Raw genomic sequence first — 24,929 nt, forward strand, 5'->3', positions numbered from 1 at the left:
GCTTACAAATCTAAAAAAAGCCCGGCCGAGACCGGCCGGGCTCGACCCATGTTCTACGCGATCCGCCGTCCGCGCCTCGCCGCCCCGCGCGCGCCGCGACGCGGCGCCTCCTCCATCTCCTCCTCGCCCATGCCCGGTTCTTCGGGCTTGAGCTTCTTGCTCAACTGCTCCAGCTTGCGCAGCGCCTGCTGCTCTTCCTTCAGGTTCTGATTCAGCAGCTTCTCGGCTTGCTTGTGCCTCATCTGCTTCGCAAGCTGGATGAGCGATTCGTACGCGCTGATCTCATACCGCTCCGTCTTGATACCCGCGCCGACATTGAATACATCCATCAGGTCCGGAGACGGGTCTTGTTCTTTGAACGTGTCGTGCTCCTCCTTCAGCCCCATGATGCCCCTGCACTCGGTCGTCTCCGGCTCCTCGCCGATGGAATCGAGTGCCTCGCGCAGCCGCTCCACCTGGTTCTCTGTCTGCTGGCGGTGCTGCTCAAAGTTTTTGCGCAGCTCGGGACTGGCGCTCTCGCCGGCCATCTCGCCCAGCGCCTCCAGCACCTTCTGTTCGCCGTCCAGCATGTCGTTCAATTCATGGATGAATAATTCGTGAGCTGTCTGCATGCACTCCTCCTCGCGAAAGAATTCCGCCTCGTAGGATGCCGCCCCGCACCGGCGTGCTGCGGAAATCGCGAGCGTCTGCCAGTGGAAGCACCGGGCTTCAGCCCGGTGAATAGAGGCGCGCGTCCCATCCGCGCCGACTGAGCTGGGCGAAGGAGGCGCGGCCGCCCTCAACTTCGGTATAGTTGGCCCGCGCCATGCCCAACTACTACCGGCGATTCGTCGAATCCGCCGAGCGCTGGCCGAAGAACGTCGCACTGGAATTGCAGCGCCAGCACGGCGCGCCCGCCGGGCCCGGCGACCGCCTTACCTACGCCGAACTTCGCCGCCTCGCCGAGGCGGTCGGCGCGTGGCTCGGCCAGAACGCGCCGCCGGGCGCACGCTGCGCTCTGCTGGCCAACAACAGCCCGCGCTGGGTAGCGGCGTATCTGGGCGCGCTCGCCGCCGGCTGCGTCGCCGTGCCGCTGGACACCGCGTTCAAGGCCGAGCAGGCCGCCAAGCTCCTCAAGGACAGCGGCAGCTCCATCCTGTTCACCGACGTCCGCCATCTGGCCTTGGCGCAAAAGTCCGTGACCGGCGACACCGGTATCGTGCTGCTCGATGCGCCCCACGCCACCGCCGCTGATTCGCGCCTCAAGGACCTGAAGTCCGCCGCGCACGCCGCCGTCTCGCCAAGCGCCGCCGGCGTTCCAACGCTCGATCAGATCGCCGCCGCCGGCGCGCGCAACTTCTCCGTCGCCGAGGTCGCCAATGACGATCTCGCCATGCTGCTCTACACCTCCGGCACCACCAGCGACCCCAAGGGCGTGATGCTCACGCACGGCAACCTGTGGGCCGAGAGCGAAGCCGTCTTCAAGGCGCTGCGGGTCTACCCAACCGACGCCCTTCTTGGCGTGCTCCCGCTCTTCCACGCGCTGGCGCAAATGGCCAACCTGCTGCTGCCGCTCGTCGCCGGCGCCCGCGTCGTCTACCTGGAATCGCTCAACACCAGCGAACTCATGCGGGCGCTGAGCGAGCGCGACATCACCATCTTCGCCTGCGTCCCGCAGTTCTTCTACCTGATCCACGAACGCGTGCTGCACCAGGTGGAAGAGCGCGGCGCCTTCGCCAAGATCGTCTTCAGCCTGCTCAAACGGTTCACCGCCGCCGCCCGCAAGCTCGGCCTCAATCCCGGACGCGTCCTGTTCCGCCGCGTGCATGACGCGCTCGGGCGCAACATGCGGTTCCTCGTCACCGGGGGCTCCCGCTTCGATCCCGCCGTCGCCCGCGACCTGTACTGCATGGGCTTCGACATCCTGCAGGCCTACGGCCTCACCGAGACTTCCGGGGGCGCCACCGTCACGCTGCCGAACAACAACGTGCTCGGCTCGGTCGGACAGCCGCTCCCGGGCGGCGTGGAGGTCCGCATCGTTGATCCGAAGCCGCAATCCGAAGGCCCGCCCGTGGGCGAAATCGCCATGCGCGGCGGCATCGTGATGCGCGGCTACTACAACCGTCCTGACGCTACCGCCGAAACACTCCGCGACGGATGGCTGCACACCGGTGATCTCGGCTATCTCGATTCGCGCGGCAACCTGTTCATCACCGGCCGGCAGAAGGACGTCATCGTCCTCAGCTCGGGAAAGAACATTTATCCCGAAGAAATCGAGGCGCACTACCAGCGCTCGCCGTTCATCAAGGAAATCACCGTGATGGGCCTGCAGGGCCGCCCCGGCGAGCCGTTTTCCGAGCGCCTGCACGCCGTCATCGTTCCGGACTTCGACGCGCTCCGCGCCCGCAAGATCGTCAACGCGAAAGAGGTCATCCGCTACGACATCGAAACGCTCTCCGCCGAGTTGCCTTCGACCAAGCGCATCCTGAGCTACGAGATCTGGCAGAAGGACCTGCCTCGGACGACAACCCGCAAACTCAAGCGCTTCGCTATCCAGCAGGAAGTCGTGCGCGGACAAGCGGCGCAAGCCGCCGCGGCGCCGGCCGGGCCCAGCGCTCCCGGCCGGGAGTTCACCGAAGACGACCTCGCCTGGCTCGACGATCCCGAAGCCGCCCGCGCCCTCGCTGTCGTCAAGTCCGCCAGCAACGTCAAGCGCGAGGTCATCCACCCCGACGATTCGCTCGAACTCGATCTCGGTCTCGATTCGATGGAGCGCGTCGAACTGCTGGTCGCCGTGGAAGAAGCGCTGGACGCGAAAGTGGAAGACTCGGTCGCCGCCGACGTCTACACCGTGCGCGAACTGGTGGAAGCCGTCCGCGCGGGCGCCGGGCGCAAGCGCGCCGACGCCGCCGGATGGGACTCGCTCCTCGCCGCCGATCCGCCGCCGGAAGACGTGCGCGAGTTCCGCCCGCGGCCCGTCGCAACCTTGTTTTGGTATCTGGCCGGACGTCTGGTGCAGGTCGCCTCGCGCGACCTGTTCAAGCTGCGCGTCTCCGGCCTCGAGAACCTGCCGCGCGAAGGCCCGTTCATCATCTGCCCCAACCATCAGAGCTATCTCGATCCCCCGGTGGTCGCGAGCACGATTCCGTGGCCGGTCTTCCGCCGCATTTTCGTCGTCGGCACCAGTGAGATTTTCGGCGCCGGACTCTTCCGCAAGATTGCGCAGACGTTCCGCCTCTTCCCCGTCGATCCCGACCGGAACCTGGTTCCGGCCATGCGCATCGGCGCCTGCGGCCTGCGCCGCGGCGGTGTGCTGCTGATTTATCCCGAAGGCGAGCGCTCCGTAGACGGCGCCGTCCGCCGCTTCAAGAAAGGCGCCGCCATTCTCAGCGCGCACTTGCACGTGCCCATCGTGCCCGTCGCGATTGACGGCTTCTACGACGCCTGGCCTCGCGGCAAAGGTTTCCAGAAACTAGCGCCGCTCACGATTCGCTACGGCCCGCCCGTGTACCCGCCGGAGAAAATCGCTGCCGACCCCGAGCAGACGTATCAGGAAGTGATCGGCGAAGTCCGCAAGCGCGTGATCGCCATGTGGAACGATGTGCACCGCGCGGCAACACCACCGCGCTCCGACTCCGCCGATGCCGCCCACACCGCCGCTGCCGGTTGTCCCGGCATCGCCGCACCTCGGCTATGAAGTCATCCTGAGCGAAGGCCGCGCGCCGCGCTCCGACTCCGCCGACGCCGCCCACACCGCCGCTGCCGGTTGTCCCGGCATCGCCGCACCTCGGCTATGAAGTCATCCTGAGCGAAGGCCGCGCGCCGCGCGGCCGAAGTCGAAGGATCCCTACCCGCACTACGGCATTGCGGGCCGAGCACGAGCCCGCAGCCCTCACTTCGCCTTGGGATGCGTCCGGTCGTACACCTCCAGCACGTGCTTCACCGAGAGCTGCGTGTAACGCTGCGTCGTCGAAAGGCGCTCGTGCCCGAGCATTTCCTGGATGGCGCGCAGGTCGGCGCCCTCTTCCAGCATGTGCGTGCCAAAGGCGTGCCGCAGAGTGTGCGGATGCACGTCGGGCGACAGCCCGCGCCGCACCGCGATGTGCTTCACGATGCGGCCCACACTGCGCGTGGTCAGGCGCTCGCCGCGCAGATTGATGAGCAGCGCCGGCGTCTGCTTTTTCTTTTCGCCGAGCACGCGCTGCCTGTGCGGCAAGTACGTCTCCACCGCATCACGCGCCGCGCCGGCGAACGGAACATAGCGCTCCTTCTTGCCCTTGCCCCGGACGAGGATCGCGTCGTTCGACCACGACACATCGTCCAGGTTGATCCCCACCAGCTCCGAATTGCGGATTCCGCACCCGTAGAGCAACTCCAGGATCACCCGATCGCGCTCGGCAAACGCGGCGCTCTCCGGCAACGCGCCGTCCAGCATCGTCGCCATCTCTTCGATCGTCGGGACGCGCGGCAGCTGCTTCGGCAGGCGCGGCGTGGCCACCAGCGCCGCCGGGTTCTGCTCCACCTCACCCTCGCGCGCCAGCCACCGATACAGCGAGCGCACCGCCGCCAGCGCCCGGGCCACGCTGGTCTTGCTCAGCCCGCGCTGATACAGCTCGCCCAGCCACCCGCGGATGCGCACATGATCAATCGCGCGCACGTCCGCATCGCCAACGAATGCCGCAAACTGCGCCAGGTCTTTCCCGTACGCCAGGATCGTGTTCGGCGAAGCGTTCCGCTCCCGCAGCGCGCTCAGGAAGCGCGCGACGTGCCGCTCGGTTGATGTTTGCTTCTTCGCTGGCATTGACAACTGCGCTGCTGGTTACTGGCTGCCAGCTGCTGGCCAATGCGGTCCTTGCCTTTGCCAGCAGCCCGTAGCGAACAGCCAGCGGCGCATTCAGCCCTTTCTCGCCCTCGGATGATGCGCCGCGAACACGCTCTTCAGCCGGTCCAGCGCCACGTGGGTGTAAACCTGCGTGGTCGAAATGTCGGCATGCCCCAGGATCGTCTGCACCGTGCGCAAATCGGCGCCGCGCTCCACCATGTGTGTGGCCGCCGAGTGCCGCAGCATGTGCGGGCTCGCGCCGCGTCCCGAGCCCGCTCCCGCGCGCCGCACCAGTTGCCACACGCGCTGCCGCGTCAGCTTGCGCGCTCCACGCGCGATAAACAGCCACGGCGCCGTCTTCGCGCCCGCGAGCTTCGGCCGTGCCTCGGCCACATAGTCGCGCAGCGCCGCAATCGCCGACGCCCCCAGCGGCACGATCCGCTCCTTGTCGCCCTTGCCGCGGACGAGCAGATAGCCGAGATCGAGCTTCAGGTCCTCCATCCGCGCCGAGGTGAGCTCCGAAACTCGCAGCGCGCCCGCGTACAACACCTCGAGCATCGTGCGATCGCGCAGCGCGAGCGCGGCGGGCAGCGGACCGCCGTTGGTCCGCGCCGGCGCCAGCATCTTCTCCACTTCCGCGAGCGCCAGCGACTTGGGCAGGACCTTCCACTGCCGCGGCGTCTCGATATTGAGCGTGGGATCGTGCTTCACGTGCCTATCCAGCAGCAGGTACTTGTAGAAGTGCCGCAGCGCCGAGAGCTTTCGCGCCACCGACCGCCCGTCGAGCTGATGGGAAAAAAGCTGGTCCAGGAAGGCGCGCACATCCTCGCGCCGCGCAGTCGCCAGCGTCCGCCGCTTCTTCGCGGCGAACTCGGCGAATTGCTCCAGGTCGCGCTCGTAGGCGCCCAGCGTCAGCCGCGCCAGCCCCTTTTCCACCTGCAGATAATTAAGGAATGCCGCGGCCAACTGCTTGTCCTCGCTGCGCAACGCGGGCCGCGTCTGGACAAACTTCCGCATGGGGGAAGTATGCGCGTTATCGGACGCAGCTGCTAATGGCGAACCCGGTACGCTGACCCGCTATGCGGATCCGAACGCGAGCCCTTCATCCCTTGTGATCCAGAACTCAGGCGGCGCATTGCGGTTCAAAGTGAGGGTTTTCCGTTCTCCGTCGTAGGTTGGAAGCAATTTTGCACACCGCAACGAGGCCCCGGTAAGTTCCTCCGGCGATGCCTGCGCCGGATGTTGCACAAGGTGGGCTTTGACCTCGTTTGGCAAGCTGCGCCACGCAGGGGCGAAGGACAAAAGCACACAATCGCGGCGCATTTCGGTCGAGTTGGCGTGGGTTGCGTGCAGCACTCTGTAGTCAATCACTACAGCGTCCCCGGCCGACACTGCAATCGTCTCCTCACCCGCGAGTTCGATCATGGCGGGATGCTTGTGAAGTGGGCCTTCCGGTGTACTACTCTGGGCCTCCGGAAGTAGCGCATGAATAGGTGAGCTGCGCAGGTGCGACCCTGGCAGGATGCGCAAAGCCCCATTTGCCTGGGTGGTGTCGCACAGGTAGCACAGGACTGCAACTTGAACCGGCGATTTTCGATACGTGACCGGGTGGTCCCAGCACCACCAATCCTGATGCCACCAAAGGGGCCCGCTGTGCGAACTCTTAATGCTGATATACCCGGAGATCCATTTCAGGTCTTCGGCCGAAAGGACAGCCTGAAGACGGCGCATGCGGCCTTCGCAGGCCACAATCAAATCAACGATAGCATCGTTCCAGCGTAGCGCCAGCAGAGTGTTGTTGGGACGTTCACAAACGCCCGACGCAGAACTCGCCGCCGAATCTACCAGCGTTTTCAGGCGCTGAAGCTCTCCCCTGCAGATAAAACGCCGGAGCACCGCAAAACCATGCTCCTCCACGGTCGGCATGGGCGATCGGCACGAAGGCGCTTCAGATGTGCATTCTGGCCTCATTTCAACAGCTCCTCCGCGTACCGCGCTCCCGCCGGCGTGTCTTCGTGCTTGAAGTAGGCAAACACGTCGTGCCCGGCCTGGGTGTGCTCGCGCATCTTCGCCTCAATCTGCTTCAGCTCACCCGCCGAATACTCCGGCTTGCGGAAGCGGTAGTAGGCAAACGCCCCCGTGGTCACATCCGGACACTCGATCTTCTCGCTCCCGGCCACGCACAGCGCCGCGCCGTACTTGCGCAGCACGTCGTACACCGCATCGCCGAACCACGACCCGTGCCGGAACTCGAACGCCAGCTTCAGCGCCGCTGAGTGCGGCAGCTCCGCCAGGAACGCATCCAGCAGCGCCGCATCTTTTTTCAGGAATGGTGGCAACTGGAACAGCACTGGCCCGAGCCGTCCGGCCTGCGCCAGCGGCTGGATGGAATCGAGGAACCGTCGCGTGAACTCCTCCGCATCGCGCAGCCGCTTCACGTGCGTGATCACCTGGTTCGCCTTGATGGCGAAACGAAACGTCTCCGGCGTCGCCGCCACCCAGCCCTCGATCACCTTGGGCGTCACCATCCGCCGGAAGGTGTAGTTGATCTCCACCGTGTTCAGCCGGGTGGCGTAGTAGCCGAGAAACTTCGCAGCGGCGAGCTTCGGCGGATAGAAGTCCGGCTTCCACGCGGGATACGCCCATCCCGACGTGCCGGCATACACCTTTGCCATAAGCAGAGATCTGGGGGCCCCACTCTTCGCCTGCTCCTGGCCAAGGGCGGGAACCTGGACTCGCGACATTCTACTTCCTGCCCCGCACGCCCGGTGCTACCTTCCAGGGGCCCTTGGGCGCGGTGCCGCCTGCTGCCCTTGGTGTTTTCTTGGCGCCGTTTGTGTTTGCTCTTGATTTTTTGACTTCGCCGGCGGCCAACGACCAACGACGCTTTCAGGAGCCGTTATGCTCGCCAACGCCAAGCTCATGGGCTTCCTCTTCACCACCGATTACGATCGCGCTCGCGCCTTCTTCGAAGGCCAGCTCGGCTTCGAGTTCATCTCGCTCGATCCGTTCGCGCTCGTCATGCGCGCCGGCTCGACCTGCATCCGCATCGTCAAGATGCCCAAGTTCACGCCCGCCCAGGGCACCGTTTTGGGATGGCAGGTCACCGACATCGAGGCCGTCGCCGGCTGGCTCGCCTCGCGCGGCGTCGCGACAGAAAAGTATCCGTTCGTTCAGGACCAGAAGACCGGCATCTGGACCACTCCCAACGGTGACAAGGTCGCCTGGTTCAAAGACCCCGACGGCAACGTGCTCAGCATCTCACAACACAACTGAGCCGACGCCCTAGCCTCTCCTCTGCTTGTACTGCTTCGACATCTCCTTGGGAGTCGCCCGCGTCGGGTCATCCGACTTGCCTGCCGGCGCCTTGCCTTTCGCCAGCAGGCCGGTCGCGGCCACCGCCTCCACCGCCTTCTCCAGCTTTTCCAGCGGCGGCAGCCTCTGCTTCAGTTTCAGCACCGGCTCGAACAGGTCGCCCATCTTTTCCGCGCGCGCCAGCACCTGCTGCGAATCGAACACCAGTAGGCGCGCGTCGCCCTGGTTGAGCGTCGCTTCGGTTTCTTCCCACTTCACGGGGGTTGAAACCGTAGGCCGCTCCTTCGCGCGCAGCGAATACACGCAGATCGTGGTCTTGTAGTCGTCGTTCTGGCTCCAGTCCACGAAGATTTTCCCCACGCGCAGCGCCTTCTTCATGTCCGACACGACAAAGTCCGGCCTGTGCTTCTCCAGCAGTCGCGCCACGGCGCGCGCAAACGGCTTGGTTTGCTCGTACGTCGCCGGGGAATTCAGCGGCACGTAAACCTGCAGGCCCTTGGAGCCCGACGTCTTGGCCCAGCACTTCATTCCCAGCTCTTCGAAGATCGCCCGCACCCACATGCCCACGCGGCAGCACTCCACGATATTGGCCGGCGCGCCGGGGTCGAGATCGAACACCAGCATCGTGGGCCGCGTCATGTCCTGATGCTTCGAGAGCGACGTATGGAGCTCCAGGTCCGCCAGGTTTGCCAGCCACACCAGCGTGGGCAGGTCCTGCGCCAGGATGTAATTCACCATGCGGTCGTTGCCCGGGCTCCAGACCGGCGCCACCTGCACCCAATCGGGCCGGTGCGACGGCGCATTCTTCTCGTAGAAGTGCATGCCCGTCACGCCCTCCGGATACCGCTTCATCGTGAGCGGACGGTCTTTCAGGTGCGGCAGCAGCACCGGCGCAATCCGCACGTAGTAGTCGATCACCTGCCCCTTGGCGAACCCCGCCGCGGGATACAGCACCTTCTCCAGGTTCGACAGCTGCAATCGCCTGCCCTGGACCTCGATTTCGGTGGTCTTACGCGCCAAGTTCAACTCCGTTGCAAAGTGAAGAGTGGACGTGAACAGTCAGGGCCGGCAACTCACCCCGGGTTGTGCTCGCGCTCCGGGCCATCCGTCACCGAGTCATCCCGGGCGAGGCCACAGGCCGCCACGAAGCGAGCGGGCGAGGCGAAGGACCCCGCGATGCCCGCGCAAGCGATGCCACAGCTTCCCGGCCACGAACGTCCGCGCCACCTCGTTCACTGTTCACGTTCCACCATTCACTTTTCACTGCTATCAGCAACAACATCCGCCGCAACAGGGTACATCCAAGAGTCTGTGTCTGCCGACGAAAAGGCGCTTCCCATCAGCAGTTCGGCGGAGCCTGCCTTTCCCGAAGAACAGCGGCGCCTCTTTTACGAAGTCCTGGAGCTCATGAACTCGCGCGGCGTGCCCTACGCCGTTTCCGGCGCCTTCGCCCTGCACGAGCATACCGGCATCTGGCGCGACACCAAGGACCTCGACCTGTTCATGACCGACCCGTGGGCCGCGCTCGCACTCACCTATCTGCTGGAAGACGGCTTCGAGTGCGAGATCTGCGACCCGGTGTGGCTGGCCAAAGCGCATCGCGGCGAATACTACGTTGACATCATCACCGGCATGAGCAATGCCGCCATCGTGGTCAACGACACCTGGATCGAGCGCGCGCGTCCTGCGGAAGTGTTCGGCTCGAAGGTGCGCGTGCTTGCGGCCGAAGAGCTCATCGCCTCCAAGCTCTTCGTCACCCGCCGCGAGCGCTACGATGCCGCCGACATCTGCCACGTGCTGCACGGCGCGCGCGGCCGCCTCGACTGGCCGCGCCTGCTCTCGCTCGCCGGCGAGCACTGGGAGCTGCTCTTCTCCGTCATGGTGCTCTACCACTACATCTATCCTGCCGGCGTCGATTCGGTCCCGGCGGAGATCTGGGACATGTTGCAGCAGCGCTTCGGCAACGAGCTGCATGCCCACGGCGAGCTGATGAAGACGTTCCGCGGCAGCCTCATCGACGACAAGATGTTCGCCATCGACGTGGCCGAGTGGGGCCATGAAGACCAGCTCTCCCGCAATCGCGAACGGCGATTGCAGTCGGGCGGCATCCGCTGCGAGCTGCCGCCGCGCAAGTCCGCCGCGTGACGCCATGCGCATCGCCGCCACTGCCGACCTGCACTACTCGCCGCAGAGCTATGACCACATCCGCGAGCCCATGTCGCGCGTGCGCGACGAGGCCGACCTGCTCGTCCTGGCCGGCGACCTCACCAACTACGGCAAGCCGGAAGAGATGGAGTCGTTGCTCAACGCCCTCGTCCGCCTGCGCATTCCCACCGTCGCCGTGCTCGGCAACCACGACTACGAGGCCGGCAAGCAGACGGAACTGATCAAGATGATGACCACCGAGGGAATCAAAGTCCTTGACGGCTCCGGCTACGAGCGCGATGGCGTCGCCTTTGCCGGGACCAAAGGTTTCCCCGGCGGTTTCGGACGCGGCGTCCTCACCGCCTTCGGCGAGCCCGAGGTGAAGGCCTTCGTGCAGGCCGCGCTCGACGAGGCCCTCAAGCTCGAACGCGCGCTCTCCCAGCTGCGCGCGCAAAAGCACGTGGTGGTGCTGCACTACGCGCCGGTGGTGGACACCGTGCGCGGCGAGCCGCCCGAGATTTTTCCCTTCCTCGGCACCGCCCGACTGTCGGAAGTCATAGACCGCCACGGCGCCCAGGCCGTCATCCACGGCCACGCCCACCACGGTTCGGCCGACGGCAAAACCACCGCCGGCATCCCGGTGTATAACGTCGCCCTGCCGCTGATCCAGTCAGCCCGGCCGGGCGCGGTGTACCGGGTGTTCGACGTTTGAGGTTGCGGAGAAGATGCGATTTTGGGGGCTTGACAAGAAATCGAGCCCGAAGGACAGGCGCCGCGAATGCCTGGCTTGTACTCGATCGCAATGGGAATGGCCGCATTGATAACGGCACAGAACTGTTCGGCAACTTCACGCCCCAGCCCCCTTCAGGCACTGGCTGTGTTCGACGAACCGGAGAATGGTGGCAACGGCGATGGCGTGATTGACAGCCGCGACCTGATCTTCTTTAGCTTGCGTTTGTGGCGAGATTCAAACCACAACGGCATATCCGAGCCCGGGGAATTGTTCACCCTGCCTCAGCTGGGTATCGCCTCGATCTCATTGAATATCGAGAAGACCGTAGGCGTGACCGCTATGGAAACATCTTTCGTTACCGTGCGAAGCTCAATGGAAGCGGTCAGTCTGACGCTGGGCGTTGGGCGTACGACGTGTTCCTCGTTTCGGAACAGCCATCGGCATCCGTAGTTCCTCCGTCGCGCAGTTTCAAGCGTGACCTGAATGGCTTCTGGGCAGCGTCGGAAGCAAGGGACGCGGGATTGCTGGCCTTGATACGACCGTAAGACCGAACTCGACATTCGCGCCGCACACAACGCGGCGCGGGACGTGGGGCACCCTCCACGGACGTCACCCCCCGTTTGACACTTTCCTCCCGCCCCAATTAGCTTTCTCCATCCCGGCCCACCCCCCTCCTGCGCGAGGAGGGCATTGCACCCAGATCCGTTTCCGGAGGTTGTTCTTGTGAAAACCGCCGTCAAGCCCACGTTGGCGATGCTGTGCCTGGCGCTGCTGGCAACGCTGCCCCTGGCCGCGCAGGACCTGGCCTCCATCGAGAAGCGCGTCACCGTCCACAAGATGAAGAATGGCCTGACCGCCGTCATCTACGAGCGCCCCGAGGCGCCGGTGTTCAGCTTCTTCACCGTGGTGGACGCCGGCTCCGTCCAGGACCCCAAGGGCATGACCGGCCTGGCGCACATGATGGAGCACGAGGCCTTCAAGGGCACCGACAAGATCGGCACCACCAACTGGCCCGCCGAAAAGGCCGCCCTCGCCAGGTTGGAAGTCGCCTACGCCGCCTATCGCGCCGAACTCGACAAGACCACCGGCCGCGACGAAAAGAAACTCGCGCAGCTCGAAAAGGCCTTCAATGACGCCCGCGCCGCGGCCGACAAGTTCGTGGTCAAGAACGAGTTCAGCAAGATCCTCGATTCCAACGGCGCCGTGGGCGTGAACGCCTTCACCGCCAACGACGAGACCGGCTACTTCTATTCCTTCCCGTCGAACCGGCTGGAGCTGTGGGCGTACCTGGAGTCGGAGCGCTTCCTGCATCCGGTGATGCGCGAGTTCTACACCGAGCGCGACGTGGTCTATGAAGAGCGCCGCATGCGCACCGACAGCAGCCCCATCGGGCGCCTGGTCGAACAGTTCCTCGCCGCGGCCTTCACCGCGCACTCGTATCGCAATCCGCCCGTCGGCTGGCCCGGCGATTTGAAGAACTTTTCAGCCACCGACGCGATGAACTTTTTCAAGAAGTATTACATTCCCTCGAACATGGTGGTCGGCGTGGTGGGCGATGTGAAGGCCGCACCGACGATCGCCATTCTGGAAAAGTATTTCGGCCGCATTCCCTCGGGCCCCAAGCCGCCGGAGTACGCCACCAGCGAGCCGCCGCAGAGTTCCGAGCGCCGCGTGGTGCTGCGCGAAGCCACGCAGCCCATCGTCATCGAGGGCTACCACCGGCCCAACTATCGCGATCCTGACGACGCCGGCTACGACGTGCTGGCCGACCTGCTGAGCCGCGGACGCACGTCGCGCCTCTACCGCTCGCTCGTGCGCGACCAGAAGATCGCGCTCCAGGCGCAGGGCTTCACCAACTTCCCCGGCGTGAAGTACGCCGAGCTGTTCGCCTTCCTGCTGGTGCCCAACGCCGGGCACACGCCGGAAGAAATCATCGCCGCCGCGCGCAAGGAACTGGACCGGCTGCGCAACGAAGATGTGAGCGACGAGGAACTCGCCTCGGTCAAGACGCGCGCCAAGGCCGACATTGTCCGCGGCCTCAAGGAAAACGACAATCTCGCCGAAGGCCTGGCCGAAGCGCAGCTCCGCTTCGGCGACTGGCGCGAACTGTTCCGCCACGTGGACCGCATCGACAAGGTCACCAAGGCCGATATCCGCCGCCTGGCCAACAAGATTTTCGTGCCCGAGAACCGCACGCTGGCCTTCATCGAGAATCCGCCCAAACCTGAAGCGGCGCCCAGGAAAGGAGGCGAGTAATGAACAGCCGTCGCCGGACTTCACTCACCCTCATGCTCGCCCTGCTGCTGGTGGCCGCATCCGGCCTCGCGATTGCGCAGACCACCGCGCCCAAACAGGCGCCCAAAGCCGCGCCCCAAGCCACACCGGCGCGACCTTCCGCCGTTCCCAAGGCAACCGGTCCCATCCCGCAGTCGTGGAAGCAGGTCCCCATCCCGCCGCTGCATCCGTTCAAGGCGCAGGAACCCAAGCGCATCGAGCTGGCCAACGGCATGGTGCTGCTGCTTCAGGAAGACCACGAGCTGCCGTTGATTGACGGCACCATCCGCATCCGCGGCGGCGACACCGAGGTCCCCAACGCGAAGACCGGCATGATGAACATCTACGGCGCGGCGTGGCGGCAGGGCGGCACCTCGCGCCTGACCGGCGACCAGATGGACGACCAGCTCGAAGCGCGCGCCGCGCGCGTCGAGACCACCACCGGCTCGGTCTCCACCACGGTTTCGTTTTCCTGCCTGAAGCAGGATTTCGAAAACGTCTTCCAGCTCGCCGTCGAGCTGCTGCGCGATCCCGCCTTCCGCCAGGACAAGATCGACCTGGCCAAAACGCGCGTGAAGAGCGGCATTTCGCGCCGCAACGACCAGGTGGGCGCCATCGTGAACCGGCTTTCGTCGCGCATCGCTTACGGCGCCGACAATCCTTACGGCCGCGAGCCGGAATACGACACGGTTGACGCCGTCACCCGCGAAGACCTGGCCGCCTTTCACAAGCAGCACGTGCACCCGAACAACATCATCGTGGGCATCGTCGGCGACTTCGATCCTGCCCAGATGGAAGCGCGCCTGCGCCAGGCGTTCGATTCCTGGCCGAAGGGCCCGCAGGCCACGCCGCCCAGTTTCGAATTCCGCGGACCGAAGGCGAACACCATCTTCTTCGCGCCCAAGGACGACGTGAACCAGTCGTCCGTGCGCCTGATCCAGCTCGGCACCGACCGCCGCAATCCTGATTTCTTCAACATCGCGGTCATGGACCAGATCTTTTTCGCCGGCGGCTTCTCCGCGCGCTTCGTTGACGCCATCCGCACCAAGCGCGGCCTGGCCTACTCGGCCGGCGGCGGCTTCAGCGCGCCCTACGACCACCCCGGCACCTTCGACGCCGGCGCCGACACCAAGAGCCAGACCACGGTCGAGACCATCACGGCCAGCTTCGACGAGATCAAGGACATGGCAAAAAATCCCGCCACGCCCGACGAACTCAAGCGCGGCAAAGACGCCATCCTCAACTCGTTCATCTTCACCGTGGATTCGAAGGACAAGATCCTCAGCGAGCGCATGACCTACGAACTGTTCCACTTCCCCGCCGACTACCTGGAGCGCTACAAAGCGGGCGTGGAAAAAACCACCCTGGAAGACGTCAAGCGCGTTTACGACAAGTACATCCACCCTGAGCAGATGGCCGTGCTCGTCGTCGGCAAGGCGTCTGACTTCGATAAGCCGCTTTCCTCGCTGGGCAAGCCGGTCGAGACCATCGATCTCACCATCCCGCCGCCCGGCGGCAGCAAGGGCAAGGCCGGCGGCGCAAGGGAAGCGCCCGCCAACACGCCCGAAGCCAAAGCGCTGCTGGCAAAGGTCGTCAGCGCCCTCGGCGGCGAAGAAAAACTGCGCGGCATCAAGTCGCTGCGCACCACCGCCGAGGTCACCCAGAAGACCCCGATGGGCGACATCACCATGAACCGCAAAGTTACGGTTGCCCATCCCGACCGCGCCGCGCTCAGCATGCAATCACCGATGGGCGAGATGCAGCTGGTCATCACGCCGCAGGCGGCGTTTGCCATGACGCCGCAGGGCGCACAGGACCTGCCGCCCTCGGCGCGCACCGACTTCCTCCGCGACCTGCATCGCAGCATGCACTGGGTCGCCGGACACTCGGACGAGCCGGGGTTCGCCGTGCGGCTTGACGGCACGAAGAAAATCGGCAACGTCGAAGCGCAGGTCCTCGACCTGGAATCGGCCGACTCGCGCGCTCGCTGGTTCGTCGACCCCGCCACCGGCCTCGTCCTGCGCGAAGAACACCAGGGCACTGGACGCGACGGCAGCCCCGTCGACGCCGCCACCGACTTCGCCGACTACAAAGCCGTGGACGGCATCCTGTTCCCCTTTACTTCAACGCAGTACCAGAACAACGAGGTCAGCGCGAACGTGAAAGTCAGCCAGATCGAAGTGAACCCGCAGGTGGACGAGAAAACATTCCAGAAACCGCAGTAAGTCCGCAGCTGGCTCCTGGCTGCCAGCTGCCAGCCCCCAGGTTGCCGGCAGCGCACCGGGGGCCTTCGTGCCCTTTGTGGTCCCCCGTGTCGTTTGGGTTCCGCTGTTGCCTTTGCCTTTTAACCAGCAGCCAGCAGGGCGCTTACGCCGCTTGACGACGCTCCCGGCTATTGCTAGTCTGATGAAGCGAATAAAAAGCGAATGTCGCTCTTCCCGGTAAATATTCCCTCAGAACAAGTTACCCCGGAGCCTTGGGCTCAAAGTCCTCTGGATGGGGCCCGAGCCTCCGAAAATCAGGAATGAGCTCATTTTGGGCGGACAGCCGCACCGGTTCCTCGACGGCGATAAGTGACTTCACCTTGTCGAAGTCTTTGTCCCAGCGCTGAAGCGCATCCACTCTCTTCAGAATTGCAGACGCAGCATGAATGGCGTCAGCAGGCTTCAGGTCGTAATCCCTAGACAGTTCGACCGCTTTTTTAGCCGTTCGCTCGTCTACAAGCACCTTCTGAATGAACTTCCACTCGAACATTCCGGCTATGTTGTTGATTTGATCCTTCGTCAATCGCTCATAAGGAGCGGTGTTCCTGTGGTAGTACTCCCACACCTCCTTGATTTGGTTCTCCTCGCCTTTGAAGAGTTTTTGCAGTTCTGGGTCTTTGGATGTAAGCGGCCTGGTTGCCCAATCAGGGAGATTTGGAATGACTGGCTGCATCCGTCGCGGCCTGATTACCTCAGCAATCGTGAACATGGAAGTCCAGATTTCTATTTCTTTGCGCTGCGCATGCAGTAGAACATCCTGACAGATCAATCTGCGATCATCCTCTTTTCGGTTAAGAAAGCAGATGAAGCAGGTTGTGTCCCAGTACAGTTTGCGCAGCTTACTCATCAGCCATATCCTCTAAATATTCCTTGAGCGTTCGTCCGCCAGTGAAATCATCAACGAGGCCGGCCATTTCTTCGATAGTGGGCAGGGATTCTGTCTCTGCGTATAACCCCAGGTCTTCGAGGTCAACGCTAATGGGTATGCCTGCACTGTTCGCATGAACAATGCCGGACACAATCACGGTCGCGGGGAGCATGTCCTTCACTTGCGCTATGCGCTCAGGCGAAAACTGGCAGCGCACCGGCTTGCCGGTGTTCTTATCCCACACGCGAAATTCGTGGGCTCTGTGAACCGACAACGATTCCAGACGGCCAATCACGGAACCGTAAGCGGCATACTTGGGATCGGTCAGTTCCTTGACATTCCTCAACGTTGCTTCGGTTATCAATTCTTCTTTCTTCGCATGACCGTTCTCGCCAACATATATGGCGGACGGCCCTAGCTGCTTTACGTTCCTAGCCAAATTCTTAATCTTCGCCAGGGCAGAATCGGGCATGCGCGGCGTGCGCTCCGCAGATTGAGACAGCATGTGAATATTGGTAAGCACCTGCTCGTTGATTGCCTCGCTCCAATCCGGCATGTCAACGCGGCGCGGAAAGGGCGTCACCCCTACTACGGGCGGACTCGCTTTGCGCAGCACAGACACTTCCCACTTCACGCTGCCGCGCGGATCGTCAGACAAAGCAGAATCCAAGTCCTGGAGGACGCCGAGGAAGCTCCGCAGGCGCGCAATAAACGCCGGGAGCGTAATGCGGTCACTATTGCCTACGCGGAAAAATATCGGTTGCGGCATTTTGCGGCCTCCCATGATACGCTTGGGTAGGCACACGTCAATTGGGCCACTTTATGAAGAATCACCCTGCGCCTTCCGCCAAGAATCCGAAGGGCGATTCACGCAATAATCAGCGGCCATTTACACGACAGGAATTCCAGCGACTCGTCGAGCGGGCGATTCACACGCCCGCTCAGAAACCTTCTTCAAAATCTCCCCAAAAATAAGGTTGCCCATCTCGCGCCGGTTGTACCGGAACGTGTACTCATTCAAATAGCTCTGCAAGTGCTTCTTGCTCACGGCGTGATACACGCCGCCGATGCCACGCTTCACCAGCGACCAGAAGCCCTCAATCGTGTTCGTGTGGACGTTTCCCTTCACGTACACACCCGCGCTGTGCTTGATGCGGCGATGCCGGTAACCCATCTGCGGCATGTGCTTGATGCCCTCGTAGCCCTTCAGTTCGTCTGTGAACACGGTGGACTTCGGCAGTACATACTTGCGAACGTTGCCGAGCAACGTCGCGCCAGTCACATCATCTAGCGCCAGCGCGACAACCTTGCCGCCGCGTTCCACTAAGCCCATCACTGGCGTCTTTTTCTTGTCGCCACGCATCGGGCGGCCAGCCCCATACTTGCGGACGCCGCCTACATAAGTTTCGTCAACCTCAACTGAGGAGCCCTCCAAACTCACATCTTCGGCCAGCAGCGTGCGAATCTGCTTGAACATGCGCCACGCGGTCTTGTACGTGACGCCAAGCTCGCGCTGAATCTGTTTCGCGGAGATGCCACAGCGAGTCGAGCCCATCAGGTACATGGCATAGAACCAGAGACGCAAAGACGTGGTGCTCTTTTCAAAGATCGTGCCAGCGAGCGGGTAGATGTGGTTCCCGCAGTGGTCGCACGCATACGCCGTGCGACCGCGTACCCGGTGGTGTTTGCGCTCTTGCTCGCATTTCGCGCAATAGGTGACGCCACCGGGCCAACGCTGCTCTTTGACATGTTCAAGGCACGCATCGTCATTCGGAAACTCGGCGTGGAACTGCTCCACCGTGTACCGAAGCTCTTTCGGGATGGTCTGTCTCCGATTCATGGGCCATAGTATCGCCTTTTGTTCTACTTGTTGTCAAGGGATAATTACCCTCTTCCCCACGCCCGCCGCCAACCTGGTCGGCATTGCCCGCCTGGCCGCCGAGGGCGCATCTCTCTCCGCCGGACACAACGTGGAATACTTCACCATCGGCACGCGCTCGATCCTCAACCGCTGCAACGTGCCGCGCATGCCCTTCTCCTGGACCATCAACCCCTACCGCGGCTGCGAATTCGCCTGCAAGTACTGCTACGCCCGCTACACGCACGAGTTCATGGAGATGCGCGACGGGCTCGACTTCGAGCGCAAGATTTACGCGAAGCAGCATACGGCGGAGCAGCTCCGCCGAGACCTCCGGCGCGTGAAGCCCGGCGAGGAAATCGCCATCGGCACCGCCACCGACCCCTGGCAGCCCGCCGAGCGCCGCTATCAGGTCACGCGCGGCATCATGGAAGAACTCGCCCGCCACCGCGGCCTGAAGCTCGGCATCGTCACCAAGTCCACCCTGGTCCTGCGCGACCTCGACGTGCTCCGCGAAGTGGCGCGCCGCAACCAGCTGTTCGTGAACATCACCATCACCACGCTGAACGCGGACCTGGCGCGCCTGCTCGAGCCGCGCGCGCCGCGCCCCGATCTCCGCCTCGACGCCGTCAGCAAGCTCGTCGAGGGCGGCCTCGAAGCCGGCGTGATCTGCGCGCCCGTCATCCCCGGCATCACCGACGCGCCTTGCGACCTCGACGCGCTCGTGCGCGCCGTCGCCCAGGCCGGCGGCAAATACATTTACGCCAATCCGTTGTTCCTGAAGCCGTGCTCGGCGAAGGTGTTCCTGCCGTTCCTGGAAGAGAAATTCCCGCAGCTGGTGAAGAGTTACCAGGCGCGCTACGGCGAGCGCGCCTTCGTGGACACCGCCTACCGCCGCCGCATCTCCGGCCTGATGGCCAAGCTCCGCCGCAAGCACGGCCTGCATCGCGAGCAGATGGCCTCGGCGCCTGCCCAGCGCCGCGAAGCTCTCGACGCGCAGGGTGCCCCGCGTTTGCGCCAAGATCTTGGCGGCGCGACCGTGGGAACCGCTGCCGGCAGCAGCGAACAGCTGGACCTGTTCACTGCCGTTGCCGCAGCCAGCCCACGAACATCCCCAGCATCAGACCTGCCGTCGCGGCGCCGACCAGCCGTCTAGTTCCGCTCACGCGAAAGAACTTGGTCCTCGCCGGATCGGCTTCCACCACGCCCACCGGCATCGCGGCCGCGCCGCCGCCTTCGCCGCCGATTCCTGCGCCATCGCCGCCGCGCCCGCCGCGTCCCGTTCCCGAGCCAGAAGCCAGAAGCCAGCAGCTACCCGCGCTCCATCGCCCTCTGGTAGAGAGCATGAAAATGATGCACGCACTTCTCCTGCTTCACGCTGAACCGCCCGCGCTGATAGCTCCGTGATCGCAGATTGCGCTGCACCTTCTCACAGATGCCGCCATCTTCCAGTTGGATTTCGTCGCTGAAGGCGACCGTCTTGGCCGGCGTCTCCGTCTGCAGCGCGGACTCGGGAAAATACCACTCGAAGACGGCCACGCACTTTTCCGGCCCGAGCGGCAGCACGATGTTCACCGAGACGTTGTCCGGATAGCAGTTCAGCATCCAGTTGGGAAAGATCCAGAAGTACTCCGCCGTCTGTCCCGCCTGCGCCGCGTCGTAGCGCCGCGACTCGCTTCCCTTCTCTGGCGGACGAATCGGACTCCACTGCCGCGAGTATGTCGCGGCCGTCTCGGCGCGGTACGCCGAGTAGTCCAGCTCGCGGTTCAGACTGGGATGCACGCTCGGCAGGTGATACCCCTCGAGAAAATTGTCGATATACGTCTTCCAGTTGCACTCCATCACGTATTCACGCCGTTCGTGCAGCCTCATGCGCTCCAGGCCAAACTTCTCCGCCTGCGCCGGCAGCTCGCCCAGCCACTTCCGCAAATCCGGCGCGCCGCCATCCAGGTTTACGAACACCAGGCCCGACCACTCGGCCGCCTTGATCGGCGTGAGGCCGAACTTCTCGGGCGCGAAGTCCTCCACGCCTTCCATCTCCGGCGCGGTGATCAGGCGTCCGTCGAGGCCGTACGTCCAGCCGTGATAGCCGCAGCGAAAGACCTTCCTTGAGCCGCAGCCTTCCGCCGGCGGACCGGCGCGATGCCGGCACACGTTGTAGAAGCCGCGCAGATACTTGTCCGAGCCGCGCACCACCAGCAGCGGCTCGCCCGCAACTTCCGTGGTGAAATAGTCGCCCGCATTGCGCACCTGCTCGCTGCGTCCGGCCAGTTGCCAGGTTCGCGCGAAAATTTTTTCTTTCTCGGCGGCGAGCACGGCCGGATCGGTGTAAAGATTGGAAGGCAGCGTCCACGAGCGGGCCACGTCGCCGTGCACGCCGGCATCGGACTTGATCAGGCGCGGTTCAGACACGGCCAAGATGATAATTGACCCTGCGGCCCGTGCGCGCCTGCAAGCGGGCAAAACGGGCGCGCGGCGCGCCCGGCGCAAGCGCCGGCTGATTACACTCTGAGCGGCGGCTTGAGGAACCTTATGCGCGAGGTCCTGATCATTCTGGCGTTGTTCAGCTTCGCCGGCGCCGCTCCGCCGCAACACGCACCCAAAGGAGGCGACGCCGTGGCGTTCACGCTGACCAGCTCGAGTTTCCAGAACAATCAGCCCATTCCGCGCAAATTCACGTGCGACGGCGAAGACGCCTCGCCGGCCCTGGCCTGGTCCGATCCGCCGAGCGGCACAAAGGCATTCGCGCTGATCGTCGACGATCCGGACGCTCCCGGCGGCGACTTTGTCCACTGGGTCGCCTACGATCTCCCGGCCGGCGTGCACGCGCTTCCCGAGGGCGTGCCGAAAGCCGATGCCTTGCCCGCAGGCGGGCGCCAGGGCCGCACCGGCTTCGGGAGAGTGGGCTACGGTGGACCGTGTCCGCCGCCCGGCAAGCCGCATCACTACCGCTTCAAACTCTACGCGCTCTCCGGCACGCTCGGCCTTCCCGCCGGCCAAACGAAAGCAGCCGTACTGCGCGCCATCGGCGCACATCCGCTGGCGACTGCGGAACTGACCGGAACCTACGCGCGAGCCCGCTGATCAGGGCCGGCAGCGAGGGCAGAAAGCGCCGCAGAGCCTCCGCCTCGTTGGCCACCGGCCGCTGCGCGATCACCTCGCCGCTTCCTTCATCGCCGTGCAGTAGCAGAATCGGTGGTGAAGATCTGCGCCAGCGTGGATCAACTCGGCGCCAGGTACTCAGTACTCACATCAACTTCGCCACCAACTCTTCCATCGACTCCACCCGCGGCAAATCCGTCCCGCAATACGTCCCGCTCACATCGAACAGCATTGCCCGCATTCCCGCGTTCATCGCGCCCAGGTAGTCGACCGAGTAGATATCACCGACATACAGCGACTCATCGGCGCTCGCCTTCATTGTCGTGAGCGCGGCCTCGAAAATCCGCCGGTCAGGCTTCTCATGGCCAATCACGCCAGAGTCGGTGACGGAATCGAAACACCCGCCCAGACCAATTCGCTCCAGCAGCTTCTCCACACTTCCGTCCGAATTGCTGATCACGCCCAGCCCGTACCGCGAGCGCAGCGTCGCCAACGCCTCGCGCGTTCCCGGCAGCACGCGGTCCCAGTTCTGCGAATTGCGTGCCTCAGCGACCAGGGCGGGAAGGAGCCGTTGAGAGGCGTCACGATCGTCGATCGCGAGCTGCCGCAGCAGCCCGGAACAAAAAACTTCCCAGTAGTGTTGATCGCCGAGTTTGTGGCCGTCAGCTGCCGCCGCATCGCGACGCCGCCGCGCCTCGCGTTCAGCCGCACGCAGCTGCTCGGGCGAAGGCTCCACGCCGCGGTCGAGCAGCGGCGCCAGCGTGCGCCGCAAATCGGGAAACACCAGCGTGTTCCCCGCGTCGAAGAAGATGGCCTTGAGTTTCAACCCGCGATGATAACGCGTGAGGGCGCCCTGCGTTCGCGCCGTACCCTTGGCGGCGCTGACGTGGGATAACAATTTTCAAAACGAAGCGTACTCGGCTCTACCCCGCCTCCCCCGCCAGCACCATCGGCATGGTTGGCGTGGAGGCCCCGGGATCAGCTTCAATGGTCACCGCGAACATCTTGGGCGAGAGGTCAGCTCCGGCGTCGTGCATCATCATCGCCCCGCCGGAGGCATCCGGCTTGAACGTCCCGGCGGGAATCGGCGCGCCCGTCTTCGGCACCACCCAAAGCTGATACACCTTGTTCGCCGGCAGCGGCGCCAGGTTGCTGGCCATGAAAACGATCGTGCCCTTATGCGGCATGTACATGGCGCGCGCGGTGGGCTGCGGCCTGGCGCCCGCCGCTACCAGCGTCACGCGCATCGCATCCGGCGACGTCAGCCCTTCCAGCAGCTCCCGCGCCTTCGCATACCTGGCATCGGTCTCGGCCAGCCGCGCGTTCGTGTCGGCCAGTTCCTGCCGCAGCTCGCGCCGCTCCTTCAGTTGGATCAGTCCGAACACCGCCAGCACGACGGCCGCCAGCGCCGGCGCCCAACTGCCGGCGCGCCAGCGCCAGCCAAGGTGCGACGCGCCAATCGCGGCCCGGCGCGGCGCCATGCGCGGCTCGCGCGCCACCGCCGCCATCAGCCGCGCACGCGCCGCCGGCGGCGCCGCCGCGTCTGCCGAACTCAGCGACAGCATGGCCAGGTCGGTGCGCGAGCGCTCCAGCTCGGCGCGGCACTCGCCGCACGAGCCCAGATGCCGCTCCAGCTCCGCCTGCTCCGCCGGCGAAAGCTCGCCCAGCAGATACGGCAGGAAATCGGCCGCGAATTGTTCGTGCGTCGTCATCTATTTTGCGTTCATCGTCTATTTCGCGTCATCGTCCGGTCCGCGTCATCGCCCCAGCGCCCTGCGCAGGGTGAGCAGGGCCGTCCGGATGCGCGTCTTCACCGTGCCCAGCGGCTGCCCGGTTTTTTGCGCGATCTCGCTGTGCGTCATGCCCTCGAAAAACGCCATCTCCACCGCCGCGCGCTGCTCGCCGGGAATGCCCGCCAGCACTCCGCGCACTTTTTCGATGGCGCGTGCGCGCTCGGCCGCATCGTCCAGGCCGGCGTCCACGCTGAGCGCCACGTCCTCGAAGTCGGTTTCCGGCTTGCGCCGCCGCAGACGGTCGATGGCCCGGTTGCGCGCGATCACCGAGAGCCATGCCGCGAGGCTCCCGCGGTTGGCGTTGAAGGCTGAGGGGTTCCGCCACAACTGCATGAAGACGTCCTGGAGCACATCTTCGGCCGCGCCGGTGTCGCCCAGCACGCGCAGCGCAGCGCCGTACACCACGCACGAGTAGCGGTCGTACAGCTCCCCGATGGCGCTCTCGTCGCCGGCGCGAATCCGCGACACCAGCTCGCCGGCCTCGCGTGGGCCTGCCGCCGGCGCGCCGCTCTGGACGCCGCTTTGCGCTGGATTACGGCCGGAACGTGGATGGGACGCTTCCGGGATGTTCCACTCCTTCTGAAGTACGCGGGCCGCCCGCCCGCCGGATTGCCGCCGCAGCATGATACCGGACGGCCTGGTGGCGGGCGACCCACATCTGCTGGCGCGCCCTATCCCAGCGGGAGGGAGACGAAGCCACCTCGCCAACTCGGTACTCGCCACTCGGCGCCCGGCACCGGTTTTTTCCGTGCTAAACTCCCGTTCAGAACTCCCGTGAAAACGCGTCGCTTCGCCACCGCTTCGACGGCGCTGCTGATCTGCATCGCGCTGGCCCCGGCCGCCGCGCAGACGCCCGTGCAATCGCAGGAGCCGGCCGGTCCCACGCCCATTGTCGCCCCCGTGTCTCCGGATGCGACCGCTGCGCCACGCGCCGGCGACTCCGGCGAGGGCAAGTTGCGCCTTGGACCCGGCGACCTGCTGCTGTTCGACGTCTACGGCGTCCCCGACATGAAGACGGAAACGCGCATCGCCGGCGGCGGCGAAGCCATGCTCCCGCTGATCGGGCCATTCAAGCTCAGCGGCCTCACCCCGGAAGAAGCGCAGAGCGCGCTGGAAAAGCGCTACGTCGCCGACGGCTACCTGAAGAACCCGCACATTTCCATCATCATTAAGGAGTACGCCACGCAGGGCGTGACCGTGCTCGGCGAGGTGAACAAGCCGGGCATTTACCCGATTCTCGGCCCGCGCCGTCTCTTCGACGTGATCTCCGCCGCCAGCGGCCTCACCAAGGGCGCCGGCTCGGCCGTGACCATCACACGCCGCGACAGGCCCGGCGATCCCATCACCGTGAACTTCTCCCAGGACCCGGTGCAGGCCCTCACCAGTAACGTCGAGGTCTTCCCCGGCGACACCGTCCTGGTCTCACGCGCCGGCGTCGTCTACGTCACCGGCGAAGTCGGCCGTCCCGGCGGCTACGTGATGGACAACAACGGCTCGCTCACCGTGCTCCAGGCCCTTGCCCTCGCCGGTGGCCCCAGCCACGTCGCCAAGCTGAATTCCGCCAAGCTGATTCGCAAAACCCAGCAGGGACGCCAGGAAGTTCCGCTCGAGCTGGCCAAAATCATCTCCGACAAGGCGCCCGACGTCCCGCTTCAGGGCGACGACATCCTGTTCATCCCCTCCAGCGCCGCCAAGAGCGCCGCCCGCCGGAGCCTGGAATCCATCGTCTCGATAACCACCGGGCTCGCCATCTACCGCCGCTAGCGCGTTCTGTTA

General features: G+C 64.6%; 23 protein-coding genes. 10 read left to right on the forward strand and 13 right to left on the reverse strand.

Annotation, left to right across the window (positions count from 1 at the left end; translation table 11 throughout):
* Window positions 1–53: 53 nt before the first annotated feature.
* On the reverse strand, window positions 54–611 hold the full coding sequence (locus VFA60_10365; protein HZQ92184.1) for a DUF892 family protein: 558 nt from the start codon (window positions 609–611) through the stop codon (window positions 54–56).
* 182 nt (window positions 612–793) lie between these two features.
* On the opposite strand from VFA60_10365, the gene VFA60_10370 reads away from it, so the two are divergent.
* Window positions 794–3,676, forward strand: coding sequence for an AMP-binding protein (locus VFA60_10370; GenBank protein ID HZQ92185.1), 2,883 nt, complete (start codon window positions 794–796; stop codon window positions 3,674–3,676).
* Between the two features lie 195 nt (window positions 3,677–3,871).
* Here the strand turns inward: VFA60_10370 and VFA60_10375 are convergent, their stop codons facing one another.
* From VFA60_10375 to VFA60_10390, 4 genes are all read right to left on the reverse strand, one after another.
* Entirely contained in the window at window positions 3,872–4,780 is a 909-nt protein-coding gene (locus tag VFA60_10375; GenBank protein HZQ92186.1) for a tyrosine recombinase XerC, read from the reverse strand.
* 93 nt (window positions 4,781–4,873) lie between these two features.
* On the reverse strand, window positions 4,874–5,818 hold the full coding sequence (locus VFA60_10380; GenBank protein ID HZQ92187.1) for a site-specific tyrosine recombinase: 945 nt from the start codon (window positions 5,816–5,818) through the stop codon (window positions 4,874–4,876).
* 60 nt (window positions 5,819–5,878) lie between these two features.
* On the reverse strand, window positions 5,879–6,727 hold the full coding sequence (locus tag VFA60_10385; protein HZQ92188.1) for a phytanoyl-CoA dioxygenase family protein: 849 nt from the start codon (window positions 6,725–6,727) through the stop codon (window positions 5,879–5,881).
* Between the two features lie 41 nt (window positions 6,728–6,768).
* Window positions 6,769–7,476 (reverse strand): DUF72 domain-containing protein, encoded by a 708-nt coding sequence (locus VFA60_10390; protein ID HZQ92189.1) that lies wholly within the window; start codon window positions 7,474–7,476, stop codon window positions 6,769–6,771.
* A 226-nt stretch (window positions 7,477–7,702) separates the two neighbouring features.
* On the opposite strand from VFA60_10390, the gene VFA60_10395 reads away from it, so the two are divergent.
* Window positions 7,703–8,077: a VOC family protein gene (locus tag VFA60_10395; protein HZQ92190.1), complete on the forward strand. Its 375-nt coding sequence runs from the start codon at window positions 7,703–7,705 to the stop codon at window positions 8,075–8,077.
* A gap of 9 nt (window positions 8,078–8,086) precedes the next feature.
* Here the strand turns inward: VFA60_10395 and ligD are convergent, their stop codons facing one another.
* Window positions 8,087–9,136 carry a non-homologous end-joining DNA ligase gene (ligD, locus tag VFA60_10400; GenBank protein ID HZQ92191.1) on the reverse strand — a complete coding sequence of 350 codons (1,050 nt, stop codon included), beginning with the start codon at window positions 9,134–9,136 and terminating at the stop codon, window positions 8,087–8,089.
* Between the two features lie 291 nt (window positions 9,137–9,427).
* On the opposite strand from ligD, the gene VFA60_10405 reads away from it, so the two are divergent.
* The 5 genes from VFA60_10405 (at window position 9,428) to VFA60_10425 (ending at window position 15,493) form a co-directional block, all read left to right on the forward strand.
* A complete protein-coding gene (locus VFA60_10405) occupies window positions 9,428–10,261 on the forward strand; it encodes a nucleotidyltransferase (GenBank protein ID HZQ92192.1) in 834 nt (277 codons plus the stop codon).
* Between the two features lie 4 nt (window positions 10,262–10,265).
* Window positions 10,266–10,973 (forward strand): metallophosphoesterase, encoded by a 708-nt coding sequence (locus VFA60_10410; GenBank protein ID HZQ92193.1) that lies wholly within the window; start codon window positions 10,266–10,268, stop codon window positions 10,971–10,973.
* A gap of 66 nt (window positions 10,974–11,039) precedes the next feature.
* Complete coding sequence (locus VFA60_10415; GenBank protein HZQ92194.1) at window positions 11,040–11,444, forward strand: hypothetical protein; 405 nt, start codon at window positions 11,040–11,042, stop codon at window positions 11,442–11,444.
* A 273-nt stretch (window positions 11,445–11,717) separates the two neighbouring features.
* Window positions 11,718–13,250 (forward strand): pitrilysin family protein, encoded by a 1,533-nt coding sequence (locus VFA60_10420; GenBank protein HZQ92195.1) that lies wholly within the window; start codon window positions 11,718–11,720, stop codon window positions 13,248–13,250.
* The gene (locus tag VFA60_10425; protein ID HZQ92196.1) at window positions 13,250–15,493 is read left to right on the forward strand and encodes an insulinase family protein; all 2,244 of its coding nucleotides are present in this window, start codon (window positions 13,250–13,252) and stop codon (window positions 15,491–15,493) included. The genes VFA60_10420 and VFA60_10425 overlap by 1 nt, the downstream gene beginning before the upstream one ends.
* 238 nt (window positions 15,494–15,731) lie before the next feature.
* Here the strand turns inward: VFA60_10425 and VFA60_10430 are convergent, their stop codons facing one another.
* The 3 genes from VFA60_10430 to VFA60_10440 all read right to left on the reverse strand — a co-directional run bounded on the left by VFA60_10430 (window position 15,732) and on the right by VFA60_10440 (window position 18,198).
* A complete protein-coding gene (locus tag VFA60_10430; protein ID HZQ92197.1) occupies window positions 15,732–16,379 on the reverse strand; it encodes a PIN domain-containing protein in 648 nt (215 codons plus the stop codon).
* The gene (locus VFA60_10435) at window positions 16,372–17,169 is read right to left on the reverse strand and encodes a hypothetical protein (protein HZQ92198.1); all 798 of its coding nucleotides are present in this window, start codon (window positions 17,167–17,169) and stop codon (window positions 16,372–16,374) included. The genes VFA60_10430 and VFA60_10435 overlap by 8 nt, the downstream gene beginning before the upstream one ends.
* Before the next feature lie 120 nt (window positions 17,170–17,289).
* Window positions 17,290–18,198, reverse strand: coding sequence for an IS1595 family transposase (locus VFA60_10440; protein HZQ92199.1), 909 nt, complete (start codon window positions 18,196–18,198; stop codon window positions 17,290–17,292).
* 22 nt (window positions 18,199–18,220) lie between these two features.
* Between VFA60_10440 and VFA60_10445 the strand changes: the two genes are divergently transcribed.
* Window positions 18,221–19,414 (forward strand): radical SAM protein, encoded by a 1,194-nt coding sequence (locus VFA60_10445; GenBank protein HZQ92200.1) that lies wholly within the window; start codon window positions 18,221–18,223, stop codon window positions 19,412–19,414.
* 155 nt (window positions 19,415–19,569) lie between these two features.
* Here VFA60_10445 and VFA60_10450 read toward each other — a convergent pair whose 3' ends face one another.
* Window positions 19,570–20,670, reverse strand: a complete 1,101-nt coding sequence (locus VFA60_10450) for an aromatic ring-hydroxylating dioxygenase subunit alpha (protein HZQ92201.1) — start codon at window positions 20,668–20,670, stop codon at window positions 19,570–19,572.
* Window positions 20,671–20,790: 120 nt separating this feature from the next.
* On the opposite strand from VFA60_10450, the gene VFA60_10455 reads away from it, so the two are divergent.
* Complete coding sequence (locus VFA60_10455) at window positions 20,791–21,342, forward strand: YbhB/YbcL family Raf kinase inhibitor-like protein (GenBank protein ID HZQ92202.1); 552 nt, start codon at window positions 20,791–20,793, stop codon at window positions 21,340–21,342.
* Between the two features lie 163 nt (window positions 21,343–21,505).
* Here VFA60_10455 and VFA60_10460 read toward each other — a convergent pair whose 3' ends face one another.
* The 3 genes from VFA60_10460 to VFA60_10470 are packed head-to-tail and all read right to left on the reverse strand — an operon-like array spanning window position 21,506 to window position 23,777.
* Window positions 21,506–22,258, reverse strand: coding sequence for an HAD family hydrolase (locus VFA60_10460; protein ID HZQ92203.1), 753 nt, complete (start codon window positions 22,256–22,258; stop codon window positions 21,506–21,508).
* A gap of 25 nt (window positions 22,259–22,283) precedes the next feature.
* On the reverse strand, window positions 22,284–23,072 hold the full coding sequence (locus VFA60_10465) for an anti-sigma factor (GenBank protein HZQ92204.1): 789 nt from the start codon (window positions 23,070–23,072) through the stop codon (window positions 22,284–22,286).
* A gap of 45 nt (window positions 23,073–23,117) precedes the next feature.
* On the reverse strand, window positions 23,118–23,777 hold the full coding sequence (locus VFA60_10470) for a sigma-70 family RNA polymerase sigma factor (GenBank protein ID HZQ92205.1): 660 nt from the start codon (window positions 23,775–23,777) through the stop codon (window positions 23,118–23,120).
* Between the two features lie 150 nt (window positions 23,778–23,927).
* Here VFA60_10470 and VFA60_10475 point away from each other — a divergent pair, with 150 nt between their 5' ends.
* Window positions 23,928–24,917, forward strand: coding sequence for a polysaccharide biosynthesis/export family protein (locus tag VFA60_10475; protein ID HZQ92206.1), 990 nt, complete (start codon window positions 23,928–23,930; stop codon window positions 24,915–24,917).
* Window positions 24,918–24,929 lie beyond the last annotated feature (12 nt).

Source organism: Terriglobales bacterium, assembly GCA_035651995.1.
Lineage (GTDB): Bacteria > Acidobacteriota > Terriglobia > Terriglobales > Acidobacteriaceae > DASRER01.

Excerpts from the sequence above, each read along its gene's own strand:
- VFA60_10365 (HZQ92184.1), bottom strand. The coding sequence starts at position 611 with ATGCAGACAGCTCACGAATTATTCATCCATGAATTGAACGACATGCTG.
- VFA60_10430 (HZQ92197.1), bottom strand. The coding sequence starts at position 16,379 with ATGAGTAAGCTGCGCAAACTGTACTGGGACACAACCTGCTTCATCTGC.
- VFA60_10410 (HZQ92193.1), top strand. The coding sequence starts at position 10,266 with ATGCGCATCGCCGCCACTGCCGACCTGCACTACTCGCCGCAGAGCTAT.
- VFA60_10435 (HZQ92198.1), bottom strand. The coding sequence starts at position 17,169 with ATGCCGCAACCGATATTTTTCCGCGTAGGCAATAGTGACCGCATTACG.
- VFA60_10445 (HZQ92200.1), top strand. The coding sequence starts at position 18,221 with ATGGTCTGTCTCCGATTCATGGGCCATAGTATCGCCTTTTGTTCTACT.
- VFA60_10425 (HZQ92196.1), top strand. The coding sequence starts at position 13,250 with ATGAACAGCCGTCGCCGGACTTCACTCACCCTCATGCTCGCCCTGCTG.
- VFA60_10465 (HZQ92204.1), bottom strand. The coding sequence starts at position 23,072 with ATGACGACGCACGAACAATTCGCGGCCGATTTCCTGCCGTATCTGCTG.
- VFA60_10385 (HZQ92188.1), bottom strand. The coding sequence starts at position 6,727 with ATGCCGACCGTGGAGGAGCATGGTTTTGCGGTGCTCCGGCGTTTTATC.
- VFA60_10415 (HZQ92194.1), top strand. The coding sequence starts at position 11,040 with ATGCCTGGCTTGTACTCGATCGCAATGGGAATGGCCGCATTGATAACG.
- VFA60_10380 (HZQ92187.1), bottom strand. The coding sequence starts at position 5,818 with ATGCGGAAGTTTGTCCAGACGCGGCCCGCGTTGCGCAGCGAGGACAAG.
- VFA60_10470 (HZQ92205.1), bottom strand. The coding sequence starts at position 23,777 with ATGCTGCGGCGGCAATCCGGCGGGCGGGCGGCCCGCGTACTTCAGAAG.
- VFA60_10390 (HZQ92189.1), bottom strand. The coding sequence starts at position 7,476 with ATGGCAAAGGTGTATGCCGGCACGTCGGGATGGGCGTATCCCGCGTGG.
- VFA60_10375 (HZQ92186.1), bottom strand. The coding sequence starts at position 4,780 with ATGCCAGCGAAGAAGCAAACATCAACCGAGCGGCACGTCGCGCGCTTC.
- VFA60_10395 (HZQ92190.1), top strand. The coding sequence starts at position 7,703 with ATGCTCGCCAACGCCAAGCTCATGGGCTTCCTCTTCACCACCGATTAC.
- VFA60_10455 (HZQ92202.1), top strand. The coding sequence starts at position 20,791 with ATGCGCGAGGTCCTGATCATTCTGGCGTTGTTCAGCTTCGCCGGCGCC.